Origin of the sequence: Brevundimonas sp., assembly GCF_046295775.1 — a bacterium.
Taxonomy (GTDB): domain Bacteria; phylum Pseudomonadota; class Alphaproteobacteria; order Caulobacterales; family Caulobacteraceae; genus Brevundimonas.
The window spans coordinates 49,871-70,217 of the sequence record NZ_JBKBML010000006.1; the positions used below are offsets into that span (position 1 = coordinate 49,871).

Annotated in this window: 20 protein-coding genes and 1 pseudogene; 18 read left to right on the forward strand and 3 right to left on the reverse strand. The window is 70.8% G+C overall.

The features are described from left to right. Window positions 1–2: 2 nt before the first annotated feature. Window positions 3–383, reverse strand: coding sequence for a VOC family protein (locus ACK4I0_RS05710; RefSeq protein ID WP_409608870.1), 381 nt, complete (start codon window positions 381–383; stop codon window positions 3–5). A 58-nt stretch (window positions 384–441) separates the two neighbouring features. Then, complete coding sequence (locus tag ACK4I0_RS05715; RefSeq protein WP_409608872.1) at window positions 442–1,548, reverse strand: S-(hydroxymethyl)glutathione dehydrogenase/class III alcohol dehydrogenase; 1,107 nt, start codon at window positions 1,546–1,548, stop codon at window positions 442–444. Between the two features lie 137 nt (window positions 1,549–1,685). On the opposite strand from ACK4I0_RS05715, the gene ACK4I0_RS05720 reads away from it, so the two are divergent. From ACK4I0_RS05720 to ACK4I0_RS05745, 6 genes are all read left to right on the forward strand, one after another. Next, window positions 1,686–3,734 (forward strand): TonB-dependent receptor, encoded by a 2,049-nt coding sequence (locus tag ACK4I0_RS05720; protein ID WP_409609018.1) that lies wholly within the window; start codon window positions 1,686–1,688, stop codon window positions 3,732–3,734. A gap of 106 nt (window positions 3,735–3,840) precedes the next feature. Beyond that, entirely contained in the window at window positions 3,841–4,452 is a 612-nt protein-coding gene (locus tag ACK4I0_RS05725) for a PepSY-associated TM helix domain-containing protein (protein WP_409608874.1), read from the forward strand. A gap of 11 nt (window positions 4,453–4,463) precedes the next feature. Beyond that, on the forward strand, window positions 4,464–4,973 hold the full coding sequence (locus ACK4I0_RS05730) for a DUF2271 domain-containing protein (RefSeq protein WP_409608876.1): 510 nt from the start codon (window positions 4,464–4,466) through the stop codon (window positions 4,971–4,973). Between the two features lie 11 nt (window positions 4,974–4,984). Further along, window positions 4,985–5,785, forward strand: coding sequence for a DUF4198 domain-containing protein (locus ACK4I0_RS05735; protein ID WP_409608878.1), 801 nt, complete (start codon window positions 4,985–4,987; stop codon window positions 5,783–5,785). 137 nt (window positions 5,786–5,922) lie between these two features. Continuing rightward, entirely contained in the window at window positions 5,923–6,846 is a 924-nt protein-coding gene (locus ACK4I0_RS05740) for an FAD:protein FMN transferase (RefSeq protein WP_409608880.1), read from the forward strand. Then, window positions 6,843–8,216, forward strand: a complete 1,374-nt coding sequence (locus tag ACK4I0_RS05745; RefSeq protein WP_409608882.1) for a sulfite reductase subunit alpha — start codon at window positions 6,843–6,845, stop codon at window positions 8,214–8,216. Before ACK4I0_RS05740 ends, ACK4I0_RS05745 begins: the two co-directional genes overlap by 4 nt. Here ACK4I0_RS05745 and ACK4I0_RS05750 read toward each other — a convergent pair. After that, entirely contained in the window at window positions 8,213–9,433 is a 1,221-nt protein-coding gene (locus ACK4I0_RS05750) for an NAD(P)/FAD-dependent oxidoreductase (protein WP_409608884.1), read from the reverse strand. The genes ACK4I0_RS05745 and ACK4I0_RS05750 overlap by 4 nt on opposite strands. 138 nt (window positions 9,434–9,571) lie before the next feature. Here ACK4I0_RS05750 and ACK4I0_RS05755 point away from each other — a divergent pair, with 138 nt between their 5' ends. The 12 genes and pseudogenes from ACK4I0_RS05755 (at window position 9,572) to edd (ending at window position 20,287) form a co-directional block, all read left to right on the forward strand. Then, window positions 9,572–9,856 (forward strand): YerC/YecD family TrpR-related protein, encoded by a 285-nt coding sequence (locus tag ACK4I0_RS05755; protein WP_135066775.1) that lies wholly within the window; start codon window positions 9,572–9,574, stop codon window positions 9,854–9,856. Window positions 9,857–9,865: 9 nt separating this feature from the next. After that, window positions 9,866–10,747, forward strand: a complete 882-nt coding sequence (gene hisG / locus ACK4I0_RS05760) for an ATP phosphoribosyltransferase (RefSeq protein ID WP_409608886.1) — start codon at window positions 9,866–9,868, stop codon at window positions 10,745–10,747. Further along, window positions 10,747–12,054: a histidinol dehydrogenase gene (gene hisD / locus ACK4I0_RS05765; RefSeq protein WP_409608888.1), complete on the forward strand. Its 1,308-nt coding sequence runs from the start codon at window positions 10,747–10,749 to the stop codon at window positions 12,052–12,054. Before hisG ends, hisD begins: the two co-directional genes overlap by 1 nt. Before the next feature lie 305 nt (window positions 12,055–12,359). After that, window positions 12,360–12,857: pseudogene (locus ACK4I0_RS05770) on the forward strand (aminotransferase class I/II-fold pyridoxal phosphate-dependent enzyme); the annotation flags it as partial. A gap of 21 nt (window positions 12,858–12,878) precedes the next feature. Continuing rightward, window positions 12,879–13,475, forward strand: a complete 597-nt coding sequence (gene hisB / locus ACK4I0_RS05775; RefSeq protein WP_409609020.1) for an imidazoleglycerol-phosphate dehydratase HisB — start codon at window positions 12,879–12,881, stop codon at window positions 13,473–13,475. Next, a complete protein-coding gene (gene hisH / locus ACK4I0_RS05780) occupies window positions 13,472–14,071 on the forward strand; it encodes an imidazole glycerol phosphate synthase subunit HisH (protein ID WP_409608890.1) in 600 nt (199 codons plus the stop codon). Before hisB ends, hisH begins: the two co-directional genes overlap by 4 nt. Beyond that, window positions 14,068–14,811, forward strand: a complete 744-nt coding sequence (hisA, locus tag ACK4I0_RS05785; RefSeq protein ID WP_409608892.1) for a 1-(5-phosphoribosyl)-5-[(5-phosphoribosylamino)methylideneamino]imidazole-4-carboxamide isomerase — start codon at window positions 14,068–14,070, stop codon at window positions 14,809–14,811. Before hisH ends, hisA begins: the two co-directional genes overlap by 4 nt. After that, window positions 14,811–15,578, forward strand: a complete 768-nt coding sequence (hisF, locus tag ACK4I0_RS05790; RefSeq protein ID WP_409608894.1) for an imidazole glycerol phosphate synthase subunit HisF — start codon at window positions 14,811–14,813, stop codon at window positions 15,576–15,578. Before hisA ends, hisF begins: the two co-directional genes overlap by 1 nt. Beyond that, entirely contained in the window at window positions 15,575–16,198 is a 624-nt protein-coding gene (gene hisIE / locus ACK4I0_RS05795; protein ID WP_409608896.1) for a bifunctional phosphoribosyl-AMP cyclohydrolase/phosphoribosyl-ATP diphosphatase HisIE, read from the forward strand. Before hisF ends, hisIE begins: the two co-directional genes overlap by 4 nt. A 42-nt stretch (window positions 16,199–16,240) precedes the next feature. Beyond that, the gene (gene zwf, locus ACK4I0_RS05800) at window positions 16,241–17,701 is read left to right on the forward strand and encodes a glucose-6-phosphate dehydrogenase (protein ID WP_409608898.1); all 1,461 of its coding nucleotides are present in this window, start codon (window positions 16,241–16,243) and stop codon (window positions 17,699–17,701) included. Then, window positions 17,694–18,401: a 6-phosphogluconolactonase gene (gene pgl, locus ACK4I0_RS05805; protein WP_409608900.1), complete on the forward strand. Its 708-nt coding sequence runs from the start codon at window positions 17,694–17,696 to the stop codon at window positions 18,399–18,401. Before zwf ends, pgl begins: the two co-directional genes overlap by 8 nt. After that, complete coding sequence (gene edd, locus ACK4I0_RS05810; protein ID WP_409608902.1) at window positions 18,401–20,287, forward strand: phosphogluconate dehydratase; 1,887 nt, start codon at window positions 18,401–18,403, stop codon at window positions 20,285–20,287. The genes pgl and edd overlap by 1 nt, the downstream gene beginning before the upstream one ends. The last annotated feature ends 60 nt before the right edge of the window (window positions 20,288–20,347 follow it).

The window sequence follows — 20,347 nt, forward strand, 5'->3', positions numbered from 1 at the left end:
AGTCACCCTGGGCGGTGCAGGGCGCAGATCTTGTTGCCCGACGGGTCGCGCAGATAGGCCAGATGCAGGGCGCCGAACGGCCCCTGACGCGGGCCGGGTGGGTCTTCGATGGACGTGCCGCCGGCCGCGACGCCGGCGTCGTGAAACGCCTTCACCGCCTCCGCATCCCGCGCGCCGAAACCGATGGTGCCGCCGTTGGCGTGGCAGGCGGGCTCGCCGTCCAGAGGCCGGGTGATGGCGAAGGCGCCGCGCGGCGTGCGCCACCAGACCCGGCCGCTGCCGTCTTCCGTTCCCGGCGGCACGCCCAGAGCGCCCAGAGCCGCGTCGTAGAATTTGCGCGACGCCTCGATGTCGTTGGCCCCGACGGTCATGTGCGTAAACATGGCGATCTCCTCCGATCAGGTCCGTTGCTTTAAACAACGCACAGAGCGACGCAAGTCTCTAGAACACCACCACGCTGCGGATGCTCTTTCCTTCGTGCATCAGGTCGAAGGCCTCGTTGATGCGCTCCAGCGGCAGGGTGTGGGTGATCATGGGGTCGATCTCGATCTTGCCGTCCATGTACCAGTCCACGATGCGCGGCGTATCGGTGCGGCCGCGCGCGCCGCCGAAGGCCGAGCCGCGCCAGACGCGGCCGGTGACCAGCTGGAACGGGCGGGTGGCGATCTCCTTGCCGGCTTCGGCCACGCCAATGACGATGCTTTCGCCCCAGCCGCGATGGCAGGCCTCCAGCGCCTGACGCATGACGGTGGTGTTGCCGGTGCAGTCGAAGGTGTAGTCGGCGCCGCCGCCGGTCAGCTCGACCAGATGGGCGACCACGTCCGAGACCTGCTTCGGATTGACGAAATGGGTCATGCCGAAGCGGCGGCCCCACTCTTCCTTGTCGTAGTTGATGTCCACGCCGACGATCATGTCGGCGCCGACCATCTTCAACCCCTGGATGACGTTCAGGCCGATGCCGCCCAGGCCGAAGACGACGCAGTTGGCGCCCGGCTCGACCTTGGCCGTGTTGACCACGGCGCCGACGCCCGTCGTCACGCCGCAGCCGACGTAGCAGGCCTTGTCGAACGGCGCGTCCTTGCGGATCTTGGCGAGCGCGATCTCGGGCAGGACGGTGTAGTTCGAGAAGGTCGAACAGCCCATGTAATGGGCGATGGTCTGGCCTTTGTAGGAAAAGCGCGAGGTGCCGTCCGGCATCAGGCCTTTCCCTTGCGTGCCCCGGATGGCGGTGCACAGGTTGGTCTTGCGGCTGAGGCACGACTTACACTGGCGGCATTCCGGCGTGTACAGCGGGATCACATGGTCGCCGACCTCGACCGAGGTCACGCCCGGCCCGACCTCGACGACGACGCCCGCGCCCTCGTGGCCCAGGATCGAGGGGAAGATGCCCTCGGAGTCCAGGCCGTCCAGCGTGTAGGCGTCGGTGTGGCAGATGCCGGTGGCCTTGATCTCGACCAGCACCTCACCGGCGCGCGGGCCTTCAAGGTCGACCTCGACGATCTCCAGCGGCTTCTTGGCCTCGAAGGCGACGGCGGCGCGGGTTTTCATCGGGAGCTCCTTCAGGACGACTTGGGCGAGGGGTCGCGCAGACGCCGCGGCATTTCAAGCCTTGATCGACCCGAGACGCCGGGTCGCAGCCGTTTTACGGCAACGCTGAGGCCCCACAGGTGTTACGCCGCGCAATGATGCAGTCGCTTCCGCCCCCGCCTCCGCCCGTTCCCGTCGTTCAGGCCGCCCCGACGACCGTGTCCGATGTGATCGTCACCGCCGCGCGTCTGCCGCCGGCGGCCGGCGAGGCCGCGTTTTCCGTGGTGAGGATCGGCGAGGAGACGTTGCAGCGGTCGGCGCGGCTGGACGAGGCCTTGGGCGGCGTGCCGGCGGTGTCGCTGTTTCGCCGGACCTCGAGCCTGGCGGCCAATCCGACCACCCAGGGGATTTCGCTTCGCGCCATCGCGCCGTCGGGGGCCGGCCGGACGCTGGTGACCCTGGACGGCGTGCCGTTGAACGATCCCTTCGGCGGATGGGTGATCTGGTCCCAGGTCGCGCCGGAATCGCTGGAGGGTCTGGACATCACGCGCGGCGCCGGGGCCGGTCCCTATGGCGCGGGGGCCCTGACCGGCGTCATCGGCCTGCGCGAGCGGGCGTCGGGCGGCGTGCTGGACGCCTCGGTCGCCGAGCGGGGCGGACTGCGCCTGGCCGGTTCGGCCTCGGAACAGATCGGCGCGGCGCGCCTGACCCTGTCGGCCCTGCACGATCGGTCCGACGGCTACGTCCCGGTGCGCGGTGAAGCGGCCGGCGCGGCGGACACGCCGCTGGATCTGGAGGCCAGCTCGGCCGCCCTTCGCGCCGACCTGCCTCTGGGCGACGCCGCCCTGTCGCTGCGGGCCGGCATCTGGGACGAGGATCGCGGCGCGGGCCTTGCCGGCGCACGCGCGACGGCGTCGGGCCATGTGCTCAGCGCCACCGCCGCGCGGGCGCCGTCGGGCGACGCCGCCGGATGGCGCTTGCAGGCCTGGCGCCGCGAGAGCGAATTCGCCAACACCTCGGCCGCCGTCGCCGCCGACCGCAGCGCGACCACCCCGGCCAACGACCAGTTTGAGACGCCGGCGACCGGCTGGGGCGTCAACGCCGCCGTGCGCCAGGCGCGCGAGGCGCTGGGCGGCCGACTGGAAGGCGAGTTGGGCCTGGACGCGCGCTTCAATGAGGGCGAGACGCGCGAGCGGTTCCGCTTCATGGAGGGGCAGTTCACGCGCGGCCGGGTCGCAGGCGGCGAAACCTCTGTGGCCGGCCTCTACGCCGAGGGATCCTGGACGAACGCTCTCTGGCTGGTCGCCGGCGGTCTGCGCGTCGATCGCTGGGAAAATACGGACGGACGCCGCTTCGAGTTCGACCTGCAGACCAGCGCCCCGACCCTGGACGAAACCGACGCGGACCGGTCTGGCGAAGTCGTCTCGGCGCGGCTGGCGGCGCGGCGCGATCTGGGCGGCGGCTGGGCGGCGCGGGCGGCGGCCTACACCGGCTTTCGGCCGGCGACGCTGAACGAGCTGCACCGGCCGTTCCGCGTCGGCAACGACCTGACCGAGGCCAACGCCGCGCTGGAGCCGGAACGACTGAAGGGCGTCGAGGCCGGTCTGGCCTGGACCGGCGAGCGCGCCAGTTGGACCGCCGCTGTGTTTTGGAACGAGATCGACCGCGCCATCGTCAATGTCACCATCGGCGAGGGTCCGGGAACCTTCCCGCGCGCCGGCTTCGTGCCGGCCGGCGGCGTGCTGCGCCAACGCCAGAACGCCGGGATGATCGAGGCCGTGGGTCTGGAGCTGAGCGGCGAGGCGCGCGCCAGCGACCGGCTGACCCTGGTCGGCGCCGTGTCGATCACCGACGCCCGCGTGGATGGCGGAACCTCCGCGCCGCAGCTGACGGGCCTGCGTCCCGCCCAAGCGCCGATCTGGAGCGCCACGGCCGGGATCGACTGGACCGCGACGGACCGGCTGACCCTGTCGGCCCGCGCCCGCTACGAGAGCAAGCGGTTCGACGACGACCTGAACAGCCGCGTGCTGAAGGCCGCCGTGGTCGCCGACCTGCGGGCCGACTGGCGGCTGACGGATCGCGACGCGGTCTGGCTGGCGCTCGACAACGCCTTCGACGCCGATGTGGAGGTGTCGATGACCGGCACGGGCGTCGCCGGCTATGCGGCGCCGAGGGTGCTGAGCGCGGGCATCCGCCGCGCCTGGTAGCCCCGCCCTTTCAGTATTGAAAATCGTTCGCAACAATGGCACAGCGTCGCTTGTGACCGACGCCGCCGCCCCGCGAACCGATTCCGCGCCGCCTCCGAAGGCGGCCATGAACGCGCGCCGCTCGTTCTGGCTGAAGCAGCTGCACAGCTGGCACTGGATTTCGGCCGCCGTCAGCCTGGTCGGCCTGATCCTGTTCGCGGTGACGGGGATCACCCTGAACCACGCCTCGCAGATCCCGGCCGAGCCGGTGACGGTCGAGACCACCGCCGACCTGCCCGCGCCGCTGCTGGCCCGTCTGGCCGATTTCGCCCCCGAGACCACCGACCCGGCGCCCGAGGCCCTGGCGCGGTGGATCCAGTCGGAGTTCGGCGTCGCCGTCGCCGGCCGCGCCACCGAGACCACGCCTCAGGAAATCTACATCGCCCTGCCTACGCCCGGCGGCGACGGCTGGATCACGGTGGATCGCGCCACCGGCGAGGCGCTGCACGAAAAGACGACGCGCGGCTGGATCGCCTACCTCAACGACCTGCACAAAGGCCGTAACGCCGGGGTCGTCTGGTACTGGTTCATCGACGTCTTCGCGGTGGCCTGCGTGATCTTCGCCGTCACCGGCCTGGCCCTGCTGTGGCTGCACGCGCGGGGCCGACCCTCGACCTGGCCGATCGTCGCCCTGGGCCTGCTGATCCCCGTCGTTATCGCCTTGATCTTCATTCACTGACGAGTATCGAGATGCGCCTTCTCTCCGCCGCCCTCGCCGCCGCTGGACTGGGTGCAGTCGCCTCCCCAGCCGCCGCCGCCGATCTGACCGTCACGGTCGAGATTCCGCGCATCGCCAGCGCCAGTTACCACCGCCCCTACGTCGCCGTGTGGATCGAGAACGGCGAGGCGGCCCACGTCCGCACCCTGGCGGTCTGGTATGACACCGCCCTGCCCAACGCCGAGGGCCAGGACTGGCTGAAGGACATGCGCACCTGGTGGCGCAAGGGCGGGCGCGCGCTGAGCCTGCCCGCCGACGGCGTGTCCGGCCCGACCCGTGCGCCGGGCCGCCAGACCGTCCGCATTCCCGGCGCCCGCCTGGCCAGCCTGCCGGCCGGCCAATACACCCTGGTCGTCGAGGCCGCCCGCGAACTGGGCGGACGCGAGGCGGTGCGCGTGCCCTTCCGCTGGGGCGCGGCCAACACCGGACAGGCCGCCGGATCCACCGAACTGGGCGCGGTCTCCGTCGCCGTCACCCGCTAAGGATTAGAGCCATGAAGAAGACCCTCGCCCTGATCGCCCTCGGCGCCGCGCTCGCCCTGCCGCTGTCGGCCCAGGCCCACCGCGCCTGGCTGGCCCCCACCGCCACCGTCCTGTCGGGCGGCGAGGCCTGGGTCGGGTTCGACGCGGGCATGTCGAACGGCGTCTTCATCCCCGACCACGCCGCCATGCGCCTGGACGGCTTGACCATCACCGCGCCCGACGGCTCGGCCGCCCAGGCCCAGAACAGCCATCAGGCGCGCTATCGCTCGACCTTCGACCTGCACCTGACCCAGCCGGGCACCTATCGCGTGGCCAACGTCGGCTCGGGTTTCATGGCGACCTATATGGAGAATGGCGAGCAGAAGCGCTGGCGCGGGCGCGAGGCCGACTTCGCCGCCGCCCTGCCCGCGGGCGCCACCGAGGTGCAGACCACGCGCATGAACAGCCGCACCGAGACCTTCGTCACCCTGGGCGAGCCGAACGACACCGCCCTGGCGCCGACCGGGCAAGGTCTGGAACTGGTTCCCGTCACCCACCCCAACGACCTGGTGGTCGGCGAGCCGGCGACGTTCAAATTCGTGCGCGACGGTCAACCCGCCGCCGACCTGGAGGTCACCATCGCGCGCGGCGGCACGCGCTATCGCGACAATCCCGAGGAGCAGACGGTGCGCACCGACGCCCAGGGCGCCTTCACCGTGACCTGGAGCGACGCCGGGATGTACTGGCTGAACGCCTCGGTGCGCACGCCCGGCGCCGCTGGGCAGCCGGCCCTGAACGCCAGCTACAACGGCGTGCTGGAGATTCTGCCCTGACCCGCGCCGGCGACATCGCCCCGCCCCCGCTGGAGATCGGCGGCGATCGGTCAGAGAACCGCGTCCTGATCCCGGCCCTGAAGGCGCCGCCGCAGCGGCCGCCCAGCGACCGCGTTTGGACCCTGAAGGGCGAAAGCATGGGCACGACCTGGTCGGTCCGCCTGGTCCCGCCGCCGGGCGAGCGCGAGGAGACCTTCCGCGCCGCCATCGACGCGGAACTGACCCGCATCGTGGCCCTGTTCAGTCCTTGGGACCGCCGCTCGGAGATCAGCCGGTTCAACGCGGCGCCGGCGGGCACCTGGGAGCTGTCGCCCGAGTTCTGGGACCTGCTGAACGCCTCGCTGGACCTGGGCGACGAGACGAATGGCGCGGTCGATCCGACGCTGGGCGCCCTGGTCGATCTATGGGGCTTCGGCCCACCGGGACCGCGCGACGACGCGGCGCCCCTGCCCGGCGACGACGAGGTCGATGCGGCTTTGGCCGTGAGCGGCTGGGGCCGTTTGCGCCTGAACCGTGACGCGCGCGCGGCGATGCAGCCCGGTGGGACGCGGCTCGATTTCTCGGGCATCGCCAAGGGCCATGCCGTGGACTGCGTGTCGGATCGTCTCACGGCGCTGGGCGCGACCTCGCATCTGGTCGAGATCGGCGGCGAGGTTCAGGGTCGCGGCGTCAAGCCCGACGGCCAGCCCTGGTGGGTCGAGCTGGAGATGCCGGCCGGCACGCCCGCGCCGCGCACCGTGGTCGCCCTGGTCGATCTGGCGATGGCGACGTCCGGCGACTGGCGCCGCGCCTTTCAGGTGGACGGCAAGCTGTATCCTCACACCATCGACGGCCGCACCGGACGCCCGGTCGACAACGGCCTGGCCTCGGTGACGGTGTTCGACGCCTCCGCCATGCGCGCCGACGCCCTGGCCACCGCCCTGACGGTCATGGGGCCGTTCGAGGGGCCGGAGTACGCCGAGGCCATGGGCCTGGCCGCGCAATTCGTCGAGCGCACGCCGCGTGGGCTGGTGGAGCGCCTGAGCCCGGCGTTCGCCGCCATGCTGGACGAGGGCGAGTGACGGCTGAGCCGGAACGCCTGCTATGGGCCGTCGCCGCCGTCGCCCTTTGGCTCCTGCTGACGGCCGGCGTCGTCTGGCGCGTGCGCCGGAACCGTCGCCGCGAGGCCGAGCGAGCCCAGGCCCTGACCGGCGATGCGGGCCAGGACGCCGTGCTGGTCGCCTACGCCAGTCAGACCGGCTTTGGCGAGGAACTGGCCTGGATGACCGCCCGCGCCCTGTCGGACGGCGGGGTCGGCGCGCGGGTCCTGTCCTTCGCCGACCTGGATCTGGAGACGCTGCGAAACGCGCGCCGCGCCCTGTTTATAGTCTCGACCACCGGCGAGGGCGATCCGCCGGATGCGGCCTCGGGCTTCGTGCGCAGGGTCATGAGCCAGGACGCCGCCCTGCCCGATCTGTCGTGGGGCCTGCTGGCGCTGGGCGACCGCAGCTATGACGCCTTTTGCGGCTTCGGCCGGGCGCTGGCCGCCTGGCTGGCCCGCGCCGAAGCCCCGCCCCTGTTCGATCCCGTCGAGGTCGACAACGGCGACGCCGGCGACATCCGCCACTGGCAGCATCAGTTGAACCAGATCACCGGGGCGACGACGGCGCCGGACTGGACCCCGCCGGCCTATGACCGCTGGCGGCTGGTCGAGCGCCGCCTGCTGAACCCCGGCAGTCCGGGCGGCGAGGCGCATCATCTCGCGTTCGAGCCGGTCGGCGCCGCGCCAAATTGGGCGGCCGGCGACATCGCCGAGATCGGAGTGCCGCCTCGCGACGGCCAGGCCACCGCCTCGCGCGAATACTCCGTCGCTTCCCTGCCCGCCGACGGCCGCGCCGAGTTCCTGATCCGCCTGATGCATCGGCCCGACGGGACGCCGGGTCTGGCTTCGGGCTGGCTGACCCGGACGATCCAGCCGGGCGACGAGATCGACCTGCGCATCCGCGCCAACCGCGGCTTCCACGCCCCGCCCCCCGGCGCGCCTATGATCCTGATCGGCAACGGCACGGGCATCGCCGGCCTGCGCGCCCATCTGAAGGCCCGCGCTGCCCTGAACCAGTCGAGCGAGACCTGGCTGCTGTTCGGAGAGCGCACGCGCGACCACGACACCTTTTATGACGCGGAGCTGCAGGCCTGGCTGGGCTCGGGCGTGCTGACGCGGCTGGACCGGTGCTTCTCGCGCGACGGGGCCGAGCGGACCTACGTCCAGGCCCTGGTCGCCGAGCACGCCGGTCCCCTCGCCGACTGGGTCGAGCGCGGCGCCTTCATCTATGTCTGCGGCAGTCTGGAGGGGATGTCGCGCGGCGTCCATGCGGCGCTTCAGGCCGTGCTGGGCGAGGCGGGGCTGCAGGCTCTGACGGAGGCCGGTCGGTATCGGCGCGACGTCTACTAGAGGGCCACGGCCTTCATCGACACCGCCGCATCCGCCAGCCTTTCGGCGTCGACCGGCGTCGCCTTGCCGATCAACAGGCGCCCGCCCATGAACTCGGCCGGGGCGTTGACCGCCTCGACGCACAGCAGCCGCTGGCCCTGCAGATGGAAGACGGCGAAGCCGGGCGCGGTCGGATCGCCGCGCACCACCTGGCGGTCGGCGCCGAAGGGCAGGCCCGCGATCTGCAGCTTCACATCGTACTGATCCGACCAGAACCAGGGCACTTCGGGCGTCGGGGCCGGACGGCCGACGATGGCGGCGGCGGCCTGCTTGGCCTGCTCCAGCGCGTTGGGCACGCTCTCCAGCCGATGGCGCGCGCCGTCGTGGACGGGCACGGGCCGGTTGGTCACATCTCCGATGGCGAAGATGGCGGGGTCCGAGGTCCGCGCCTGCTCGTCCACCACCACGCCATTGTCGCACGCCAGCCCGGCGGTCGCCGCCAGCCCGTCGCACGACTGCGCCCCGATGCCGACCAGAATGGCGTCGGCCTGGATCGTCCGGCCGTCGGCCAGCCGAACGACGCCGTCCTCCAGAGACCGGGCCTCCAAAGACTGCGCCTCGGCCGAGGTCAGGATCTCCACGCCATGCGCGCGATGAAGCGCCGTGAAGAAGTCCGACAGGGTCTGCGACGCCACGCGCGCCAGCACCCGGTCCATGCGTTCGATGACCACGGCGTCCGCGCCCAGCGCGCGGGCCGAGGCCGCCGCCTCCAGCCCGACATAGCCGCCGCCGACCACCGCCAGCCGCTTGCCCGGACCCAGCAGCGCCTTCAGCCGCTCGGCGTCCTTCAGCGTGCGCAGTTCCAGCAAACTGGGATCGTCGCCGCCCGGCACCGGCAGGCGCCGCGCCGTCGATCCTGTCGCCAGCACCAGCACATCATAGGTTTCGGTCGTCCCGTCGGAAAAGGCGACGGTGCGCGCGGCCGCGTCGATGGCCGTCGCCGTGACGCCCAGGCGCAGGTCGATGGCCTGCTCGACATAGAAGCTCTCGGGCCGCAACAGCAGATCGTCCAGCCCCGCCTCGCCCTTCAGCCAGGCCTTGGACAGGGGCGGCCGCTGATAGGGTGCCGCCGCCTCTTCGCCCGCCAGCACAATCGGGCCTGCGTGCCCGTGCTGACGCAGCAACGCCGCCGCCGTCCCGCCCGCATGCCCCGCGCCGATGATGAGAACCTTGGTCATGAAGGCAGAAATAGAGTGGCGAGTGGCGAGTGGCGAGTGGCGAAAGCGCGAGACAGGCATCCCGAATCCTCGTCACTCGCCACGTATCACTCGCCACCCGCTTGACCGTTTCATTGTTACAGCATAATGGAACGCGCTATGACCATCCCGCCCGACCGCGCCGCCCTTTATGACGCGCTCCTGAGCCTCAGGACGCCGCAGGAGGTCGACGCCTTTCTGACCGATCTGTGCACGCCGTCGGAACTGCGCGCCTTCGCCGAGCGCTGGCGCGTGGCGCGGCTGCTGGATGCGGGCGCGCTGTCCTATCGCGAGATCGCCGCCGAAGCCTCGGCCAGCCCAACCACCGTGGTGCGCGTCGCCCGGTCCCTGAAAGACATGCCGCACCAGGGCTATCGCCTGGTGCTGGACCGCCTGAAAGACTGAGCAACCGACATGAGCACTGTGCAGGGACGGCTTCGCATCGCCGTCCAGAAATCCGGCCGTCTGGCCGACCGCAGCCTGGACCTGATCCGCGACGCAGGTCTGAAGTGGGTCAAGGGCCACAACGACCTGCTGTATCGGGTGGAGAACTATCCGATCGACCTGCTGCGGGTGCGCGACGACGACATTCCGACCTTCGTCGCGGACGGCGTCTGCGACCTGGGCATCGTCGGCGAGAACGTGCTGGAGGAAGGCAAGAACGGCGGCGCCAACGCCGAGATCATCATGCCTCTGGGCTTCGGCCGCTGCACGCTGAAGATCGCGACGCCGCCGGCCCTGGCCTATGAGGGCGCGACCTCGCTGGACGGACTGCGCATCGCCACATCGTATCCGAAGATCCTGCGCCGCTTCCTGGACGAGCGCGGCGTGTCGGCCGACATCGTGACCATGCGCGGCGCGGTCGAGGTCGCGCCCCGGCTGAAGCTGGCCGCCGCCATCTGCGACCTGGTGTCGACCGGCGCGACGCTGGAGGCCAACGGCCTCAAGGCCCAGGACACGGTGCTGGAAAGTCAGGCGGTTCTGATCCGCTCGCCCATCGCGCCGGAACCCGAGCTGAGCGACCTGTTGGAGAGCGTCATCGAGCGGATGGCCGGCGTGGTGTCCTCGCAAGGCGCCAAATACGTGATGCTGAACGCGCCGCGATCCGCGCTGGATCGGATCACCGCCATCCTGCCGGGTGCGGGCTCGCCGACCGTGATGCCCCTGTCGGGCCGCGACGACGCCGTGGCCGTCCACGCCGTGTGCCAGGAGGCGGTGTTCTGGGAGACGCTGGAGGCGCTCAAGGCCGAGGGCGCCTCGGCCATCCTGGTCCTGCCCATCGAGAAGATGATGTGATGAAGCGGATCGACTGGACCCCTCTCGACGCGGCCGGAAAGGCCGCCGCCCTCGCCCGCCCCGCGCGCCGCACCGCCGGCGACGTGACCGAGACGGTGCGCGCCATCATGGACGACGTGCGCGAACGCGGCGGCGCGGCCGTGGTCGACTGGGCCGTCAAGCTGGACAAGGCTCCGCCGCGCCGCATCGCCGTCACCGATCAGGCCGTGGCCGAGGCGCGGTCCGCCCTGGCGCCCGCCGATGCGCGCGCCCTGCGCCTGGCCGCCGACAACATCCGCGTCTTCCATCAGGCGACGCGGCCCGACGACACGGCCTGGATCGAGACGACGCCCGGCGTGCGTTCCAAACTGGCCTGGCGGCCAATCGGGCGGGCCGGTCTCTACGCGCCCGGCGGGGCGACACCCCTGTTCTCGTCGCTGATGATGCTGGCCATTCCCGCCGGCGTGGCCGGGGTCGAGACGCGCGTGGCGGTCACTCCGCCCAACCGAGACGGCGGCGTGCACCCCGCCATGATCGTGGCCGCCGGCGAGGCCGGGCTGGATGCGATCTGGCTGATCGGCGGAGCCCAGGCCATCGCCGCCCTGACCTTCGGCGTCCAGCTGGACGACGGCTTCATCCCGCCGTGCGACAAGCTGTTCGGTCCCGGCAACGTCTATGTCGCGGAGGCCAAGAAACAGGCTTCGGCACTGCCGGGCGGCCCGGCCGTGGACATGCCGGCGGGTCCGTCCGAGCTGATGGTCGTGATCGACCGCGACTCGGCGCCCGAGATCGCCGCCGCCGACCTGCTGAGCCAGGCCGAGCACGATGCGGACGCCCAGGTGATCCTGGTCTCCACCAGTCGCGCCAATCTCGACTACGTCCTGACCGAGGTCGAACGCCAGGTCGCCGGTCTGCCGCGCGAAGCGATCGCGCGCGCGTCGCTGGAGGAAGGCCGCGCCATCCTGGTGCGCGATCTGGACGCCGCCATCGAGGCGATCAATCTGTACGGCCCCGAGCACCTGGCGCTTCAGGTCGAGGAGGCCGAGGAGATGGTCCCCGCCATCCAGGCCGCCGGCGCGGTCTTCGTCGGCCGTCACGCCGCCGAGACCCTGGGCGACTACGCCGCCGGACCCAGCCACGTCCTGCCGACCGACGGCGCCGCGCGCACCCTGGGCGGCGTGACCACCGCCAGCTTCATGACCAGCATGTCGATCCAGCAGGTGAACGCCGCCGGCGCCCGCGCCTTGGGGCCCATCGCGGCGCGTCTGGCGCGTCTGGAAGGCCTGGAGGCCCACGCCCGCTCGGCCGATCTGAGGAGCGAGGGATGAGCCTGCCCGCGCCTTTTCCTCCGCTGGTGTCCGGCGGCGACGGGCTGGACCGCTATCCGTCCGAGGCTAGGACGCTGGCCGCGCGCATGGCCGCGATTTACGCCGCTTCGGTCGAACAGGTCCTGCCGGTGCGCGGTGTGACCCACGGGTTGGAGCTGGTCTGGCGTTTGGCCGCTCTCGAAAGCGGCTCGGTCGAGGCGCCGAAGGGCGAGCCCTATGCGGCCCTGGCCGCCATCTATCCGTCGCGCGGCCCGGCGGCGGCCGTCGTCGTGCGCGCGCTGGGATCGCCCGAGGCGGTCGCAGAAATGGCGGCGCGCACCGCCCCCGCCCTGCTGGTCGTCGACGAAGGCCTGATCGAATTCTCCGACAGCGCCTCGGCCGCCACGGTCGTGGCCGACCACCCGAACCTGGTCGTGCTGCGCAGTCTGTCGCTGGCCTATGGCTTGGCCGGCGCGCGTGTCGGCGCAGCGATCGCCCAGCCGGCGACCCTGGCGCGGCTGGCTTCGGTGCTGGAGCCCTACGCCCTGCCCGAACCGCTGATCCGGCTGGCGCTGCAGGCGCTGGACCCGTCGCGGATGATGGAGACGCAGGCGCGCATCGCCGGCGTGCGGCGCGAACGCGAGCGGCTGGTCGACGCCCTGTCGCGCCAGATGCGGGTCGAGCCCGGCGTCGGTCCAATCATCGTCGCTCAACCGTCGGACCCTGCCGCAGCGCTCGCGGCGCTCACGATCTATGGCGTCCAGGCCGACCTGTCGGGCGAGCGCCTGCGTCTGCCCGTCTCGCTGAAGGCCGAGGTCAACGACCGCGTACTGGCCGCCTTCGGCCTGGCCTCGGATCGCCGCCGCCCGCACCGTCTGGGCGAAGCCGTGCGCGACACCAAGGAAACGCGCATCGTCTGCGCCGTCGATCTGGACTCGACCGGTCCGGTCCGCATCGAGACCGGCGTCGGCTTCTTCGACCATATGCTGGAGCAGGTCGCGGCCCACGGCGGCTTCTCGCTGCGCCTGTCGTGCGAAGGCGACCTGCACACCGATCCGCACCACACCATCGAGGACTCGGCCATCGCCCTGGGTCAGGCGCTGAAACAGGCGCTGGGCGAGCGCAGGGGCATCGCCCGCTACGGCTTCGTCCTGCCTATGGACGAGGCCAATGCGAGTGTGTCGATCGATCTGTCAGGTCGGCCCTATCCGGTGTTCCAGGGCGCGTTCGACACGCCCTTCATCGGCGACTACCGCACCGACCTGACCGCCCACGTCATCCGGTCACTGGCCGAGCACCTGGGCGCGGCGATCCACGTCACGGTCACCGGCGACGACGACCACCACAAGACCGAGGCCGTCTTCAAAGCCCTGGGCCGCGCCCTGCGTCAGGCCATCCGCATCGAAGGCGACGCGGTGCCAAGCACGAAGGGTGTGCTGTGAGCGAGGTCGCCCTGATCGCCTATGGCGCGGGCAACACCGCCTCGGTGCGGTTCGCGCTGGAAAGGCTGGGCGCACGCGTGCGGCTGGTTACAAAGGCCAATGAGATCGCCGAGGCGGAGCGGCTGATCCTGCCCGGCGTGGGCGCGGCCGCCTACGCCATGAGGCGGCTGCGCGAACTGGAGCTGATCGCGCCGATCCGGGCGTTCGAGCGTCCGTTCCTGGGCGTGTGTCTGGGGCAGCAGCTGCTGTTCGAGACCAGCGCCGAGGGCGAGGCCGATCTGCTGGGCCTGATCCCCGGCCGGGTCGAGGCCATGGTCCCGGCCGCCGACCGGCCGGTACCGCACATGGGGTGGTCGCCGCTGGCGATCGAGCGCGAGGATCCGCTGCTGGAAGGCATCGCGGACGGCGCCTACGCCTATTTCGTGCACGGCTTCGTCTGTCCCGATGGTCCGGCCACCCTGGCGCGCGCCGACTACGGCGGGCCGGTGCCGGCGGTGGTGCGGCGTGACAATCGGTGGGGCTGTCAGTTCCACCCCGAACGCTCCAGCCAGGCCGGGGCGCGCATTCTGAAGAACTTTCTGGAGCTGCCCGCATGATAGTCTATCCCGCCATCGACCTGCGCGGCGGCGTCTGCGTGCGCCTGATGCAGGGCCGGTTCGACGAGGCGACGACCTATGACGACCAGCCGCCCGCGCGCCTGGCCGTCTTCGCGGCCGGCGGCGCCGAATGGGTGCACATCGTCGACCTGGACGGCGCCGAGGCCGGAGAGGCCCGCCAGCACGCCCTGATCGGCGAACTGGCCCAGGCCATCGACCTCAAGGTCCAGTCGGGCGGCGGCGTGCGCGCCGTGTCGGATGTGGAGGCCCTGCTCGATGCGGGCGTGGATCGCGTGGTCGTGGGGTCGCTGGCGGCGAGCCAGCCCGAGACGGTGCTGGACTGGCTGGACCGCTTCGGGCCCGAGCGCCTGACCCTGGCCTTCGACGTGCGCATCGAGAACGGCGTGCCCACGCCGGCGCTGAAGGGCTGGACCCAGTCGTCGGGCCTGGATCTGTTCAGCGTGCTGGACCGCTATCCAGTCGGCCGCATCAAGCACGTCCTGGTCACCGACGTGTCGCGCGACGGTGCGCTGACGGGGCCGAATCTGGAGCTGCTGTCCGACATCCGCCTGCGCCGGCCCGATCTGGTGCTTCAAGCCTCGGGCGGGGTGGCGACGCTGGACGACATCACCGCCATCAAGGCGCTGGGCTGTCACGGGGTGATCGTCGGCCGGGCGATATACGAAGGCCGCTTCACCCTGCCGGACGCCATCACGGCCGCGCGCCGCGAGCGGGACTGATGGTCGCGCGCCGCATCATCCCCTGCCTGGACGTCAAGGACGGCCGCGTGGTCAAGGGCGTGCGCTTCGAGGGGCACCGTGACATGGGGGACGCCGCCGAACTGGCCGCGCGCTATCGCGACGAGGGCGCCGACGAGTTGGTCTTCTACGACATCACCGCCAGCCCCGAGGGCCGCACGCTGGACTACGGCTGGGTCGAGGACGTAGCGCGTCTGCTGGACATCCCGTTCTGCGTGGCGGGCGGCGTCCGATCGGTCGATCAGGCCGCGCGATGCCTGGATCACGGCGCGGACAAGGTGTCGATCAATTCGCCCGCTCTGGAGCGTCCCGAGCTGATCGGCGAACTGGCCGAGCGCCTGGGTCGACAGTGCGTCGTCGTCGGCGTCGACAGCGTGTTCGAGGACGGCGACTGGCGCGTGCACCAGTACACGGGCGATCCCGACCGCCGCCGCGGGGCGGGACGGCTGACGATGGAGTGGATCGTGCAGGCTCAAGAACTCGGCGCCGGCGAGATCGTGCTGAACTGCATCGACCGCGACGGGGTGCGAAAGGGCTACGATGTCGAACAGCTGGCCGCGGCCCGCACGCGCCTGACCATTCCGCTGGTCGCCTCGGGCGGGGCCGGCTCGCCACAGGATTTCCGGGACGTGTTCGACACGGCCGACGTATCGGGCGCCCTGGCCGCCAGCGTCTTTCACACCGGCGCCATCGCCATCCCCGACCTGAAGCGATATCTCGCCGACGAAGGCGTGGAGGTGAGGCTTTGATCGATCCCCAAGCGCTTGATTTCGCCAAGGGCGACGGCCTGATCCCGGCCGTGGTGCAGGACGCCGCGACCCTGCAGGTGCTGACCCTGGCCTATATGGACCGCGCCGCGCTGGATGAGACGATCCAGTCTGGCGAGGCCACCTTCTTCTCGCGCTCGCGCGGCGGGCGGTGGCGAAAGGGCGAGACCTCGGGCGACCGGCTGCACGTGGTTTCGATCACGCCCGACTGCGACGGCGACGCCCTGGTCGTGAAGGTCCGCCCCGTCGGCAACGCCTGCCACCTGAACCGCATCAGCTGTTTCGGCGACGAGGACGCGCCAGGCCTGGGCCGCGTGGCGCGCCTGGAGCAGACCATCGCCGAACGGGCCGGCGCCGATCCGGCCGAAAGCTGGACCGCCCGCCTGATCGCCGAAGGGTCCAAGCGCGTGGCCCAGAAGGTCGGCGAAGAGGGTGTCGAAACGGCTCTGGCCGGCGTCGCCGGACCGGATTCGGAACTCGCCAGCGAGGCCGCGGATTTGGTCTATCACCTGCTCGTCCTGCTGCGCGCCCGTAACATGGTGTTTCAGGATGTCCTGGACGTGTTGGCCTCGCGGGCCGCAACGGCCAAACACGCATCCTGAAGGCGGTCATCGGGCCGCGCTCCTGAAAGGAAACGATCGCGCATGGCGGCATTGGTGCTCTTCGGCGGCGGCGGCGACCTGGCGATGCGCATGCTTCTGCCGTCGCTCTACTTCCTAGAGCGCGACGGCCTGCTGGCCGAGGGGCTCAAGATCATCGGCGCCGCGCGCTCCGAGGAAACGGCTGAGGAGTATGTCGCCAAGGTGCGCGAGGCGGTCCAGCCTCGCGCCGAGGCGGCCGACGCCTGGGACGCCGAGGCCTGGTCCCTACTGGAGGCGCGGCTGGACTATCTGGCCGTCGACGCCACCGACGCCGAGAGCCTGAAGCCGCTGAAGGCCAGGGTCGGTGACGGCGAGGTCACCTCCTTCCTGGCCGTGTCGCCCTCGCTGTACGCCCGCATCGTCAAGGCGATGAAGGGCGCTGGTCTGGCCGAGCGCAACTGCCGCATCGTGCTGGAGAAGCCGGTGGGTCGCGACCTGGCCTCCTTCCTCGAGATCGACGACGCCGTGGCCGAGGCGTTCCGCGAGGACCAGGTGTTCCGCATCGACCACTATCTGGGCAAGGAGACCGTCCAGAACCTGATAGCCCTGCGGTTTGGCAACGTCGTGTTCGAGCCGCTGTGGAACAACCTGATTGTCGACCACGTCCAGATCACGGTGGGCGAGACCGTCGGCGTCGGCGACCGCTGGCCCTATTACGACGAGTACGGCGCCCTGAAGGACATGCTGCAGAACCATATGCTGCAGCTGCTGTGCCTGGTCGCCATGGAGCCGCCCAGCGACCTGGATCCCGACTCGGTGCGCAACGAGAAGGTGAAGGTGCTGCGGTCCCTGCGCCGCATCACGCCCGAGGAGGCCGAGCGCGTCACCGTGCGCGGCCAGTACGTCGCCGGCGAGGTCGATGGAAAATCGGTCAAGGGCTATGACGAGGAGCGCGGCGAGCCCTCGGACACCGAGACCTTCGTCGCCATCCGCGCCGACATCGACAACTGGCGCTGGGCGGGCGTGCCCTTCTTCATGCGTACCGGCAAGCGCATGGCCGAGAAGCGCACCGAGATCGTGATCCAGTTCAAGGCCGTGCCGCATTCGATCTTCGGCCACGGCGAGCGCGGCCAGGTTCAGGACAACCGGCTGATCATCGAGCTTCAGCCCGACGAGGACATCTCGCTTTCGGTCATGAACAAGAAGCCGGGCCTTGAGCAGCGCATGAGGCTGCAGCCCATCAAGATGAGCCTGTCGTGGGGCGTGGACGGCAAGGACGCCGCCCCGCCGCGCCGCCGCATCGCCTATGAGCGCTTGCTGCTGGACGCCATGAACGGCGATTCCACCCTGTTCGTGCGTCGCGACGAGGCCGAGCAAGCCTGGCGCTGGGTCGACGAGGTGGCCGAGGCCTGGGCCAGCGCAGACATCAAGACCGAGGACTACCAGCCCGGCAGTTGGGGGCCGGAAAGCGCCGACCTGCTGCTGTCGCGCACGGGCCGCCAGTGGAATACGCGCAATGACTGAGATCCAGACCCTGCCGACCGCCGCCGACTGGGCCCAGGCCTGCGCCGACCGGCTGATCGAGACAATGGCCCAGGCCATCGCCGCCGACGGCCGCGCGGTCTTCGCCGGGTCGGGCGGATCGACGCCGGCGCCGATCTATGAGCGGATGCGCCAAGCTGACATCGACTGGTCGCGCGTCACGGCCACGCTGATCGACGAGCGCTATGTCCCAGAGACCTCGCCGGAGTCGAACGCCGCCCTGTTGAAGCAGACCGTGCTGACCGGGTCCGCCTCGGCCGCACGCTTCGTGCCGATGTTCCACCCCGAGGTGACGGTGGACCGCGCCGCGGCCCTGGCGACCCAGGCCCTGGCGGCCGAGGGGGCGCGTTTCGACGCGGTCCTTCTCGGCATGGGGGGCGATGGCCATATCTGCTCCATGTTCCCCCAAAGCCCCACGCTGAAGACCCTGCTGATCCCTGGCTTGCCGCCCGCCGTGTATGGCGTGCCTCAGGGCCGCGACGGCCTGGCGCCGTCGATGGAGCGGCTGTCGATCAACCTGCCCTATCTGTCCCAGGCCGGACGCGTCGTTCTGGCCATCACCGGCGCCGAGAAGCGCGCGGTGTTCGAGCGCGAGGCGCAGGGCGATCCCGCCGTCACGCCCATCGCCGCTTTGATCGCGGCGAATACGCCCCTTGAAGTCTATTGGACGGAGGCCGCCTGATGGCCCTGAACCCCGTCGTCGAACGCGTCACCGCCCGCATCGTCGAACGCAGCGCCGTGACGCGCGCGGACTATTTGCGCCGCATGGACGCCGCCGGATCGTCGCGGCCCGGCCGCGCCAAGCTGAGCTGCGCCAACTGGGCCCACGCCTTCGCCGGCGCCCCGGTCAAGGACAAGCTGAACGCCATGTCGGGCGCTCAGCCCAACGTCGGCATCGTCACTGCCTACAATGACATGCTGTCGGCCCATCAGCCGTTCGAGCGCTTTCCCGAGATCGTCCGCCAGGCGGTGCGCGAGGTGAACGCCACGGCCCAAGTCGCGGGCGGCACCCCGGCCATGTGCGACGGCGTCACTCAGGGTCGCCCCGGCATGGAGCTGAGCCTGTTCAGCCGCGACGTGATCGCCATGTCGACCGGCGTCGCCCTGACCCACGACGCCTTCGACGCCGGCCTGATGCTGGGCGTCTGCGACAAGATCGTGCCCGGCCTGTTCATGGGCGCCCTGGCGTTCGGCCATCTGCCGGTCGTCTTCGCCCCGGCCGGCCCCATGCCCTCGGGCATTCCCAATGCGGAGAAGGCGCGCATCCGCGCCCTGTACGCCCAGGACAAGGTGGACCGCGCAACCCTGCTGGAAAGCGAGATCGGCAGCTATCACTCGCCCGGCACCTGCACCTTCTACGGCACGGCCAACTCCAACCAGATGATGATGGAGCTGGGCGGCCTGCACCTGCCCTCCACCGCCTTCGTCCACCCCGAGACCGGCCTGCGCGACGCCCTGACGGCGGCGGCGGCCAAGCGGGCGGTCGAGCTGGCGCGCGAGGGGCGTGGGCGGATGGCCGACGTCATCTCCGAGAAGTCCATCGTCAACATGATCGTGGCGCTGCTGGCCACGGGTGGATCGACCAACCACGCCATCCACCTGGTCGCCATGGCGCGCTCGGCGGGGGTGCTGATCGACTGGACCGACATGGACGAGCTGTCGTCGGTGACGCCGCTGCTGGCGCGCGTCTATCCCAACGGCTCGGCCGATGTGAACGCCTTCCAGGCCGCCGGCGGCGTGGCCTTCGTGGCGCGCGAACTGGCCAAGGCGGGCCACATCCACAGCGACGTCCAGACCGTGATGGGCGACGGCATCGAGGCCTATTTCCAGGAGCCGGCGATGATCGACGGCGAACTGGTCTGGAAGGACGGCGTCGAGGAGAGCCTGGACCTGTCGATCCTGCGCCCCGCCTCGGACCCGTTTGACCGCGAGGGCGGCCTGCGGCTGGTCCAGGGCGACCTGGGCCGGGCCGTGATCAAGATCAGCGCGGTCAAGCCCGAGAACCGAATCGTCGAGGCGCCCGCCGCCGTGTTCGAAACCCAGGAAGACGCGCTGCAGGCATTCCGGGACGGCAAGCTGGACCGCGACGTGGTGGTCGTGCTGCGCTTCCAGGGCCCCAAGGCGAACGGCATGCCCGAACTGCACAGCCTGTCGCCGGCGCTCAGCGTGCTGCAGGACAAGGGCTTCAAGGTCGCCTTCGTCACCGACGGGCGGATGTCCGGCGCCTCGGGCAAGACCCCGGCGGCGATCCACGTCAGCCCCGAGGCCCTGGCCGGCGGGCTGCTGGCGCGAGTCCAGGACGGCGACATCATCCGGCTGGACCCCGAGGCTGGGGTGCTGACGACGGTGGGCGTGGACCTGAACGCCCGCGCGCCGGCCCGGCGGTCCGACGCCCACGCCACGGGCTCGGCCTGGGGCTATGGCCGCGAGCTGTTCGGGGCCTTCCGCCATGTCGTGAGCACCGCCGAGGAAGGGGCCTCGGTCTGTTTCACCGAAACGCCGGGCGGCAGCGCCCAGATCGATACCCCGCCCGACAACAACGTCAACGACCGAGCCGTAGACGCCTGATCGCAAAGATCGGGCGCCCTCAGCAGTGAGGCTCCGCGAGCCGAGCGATAGGGCCAAAAG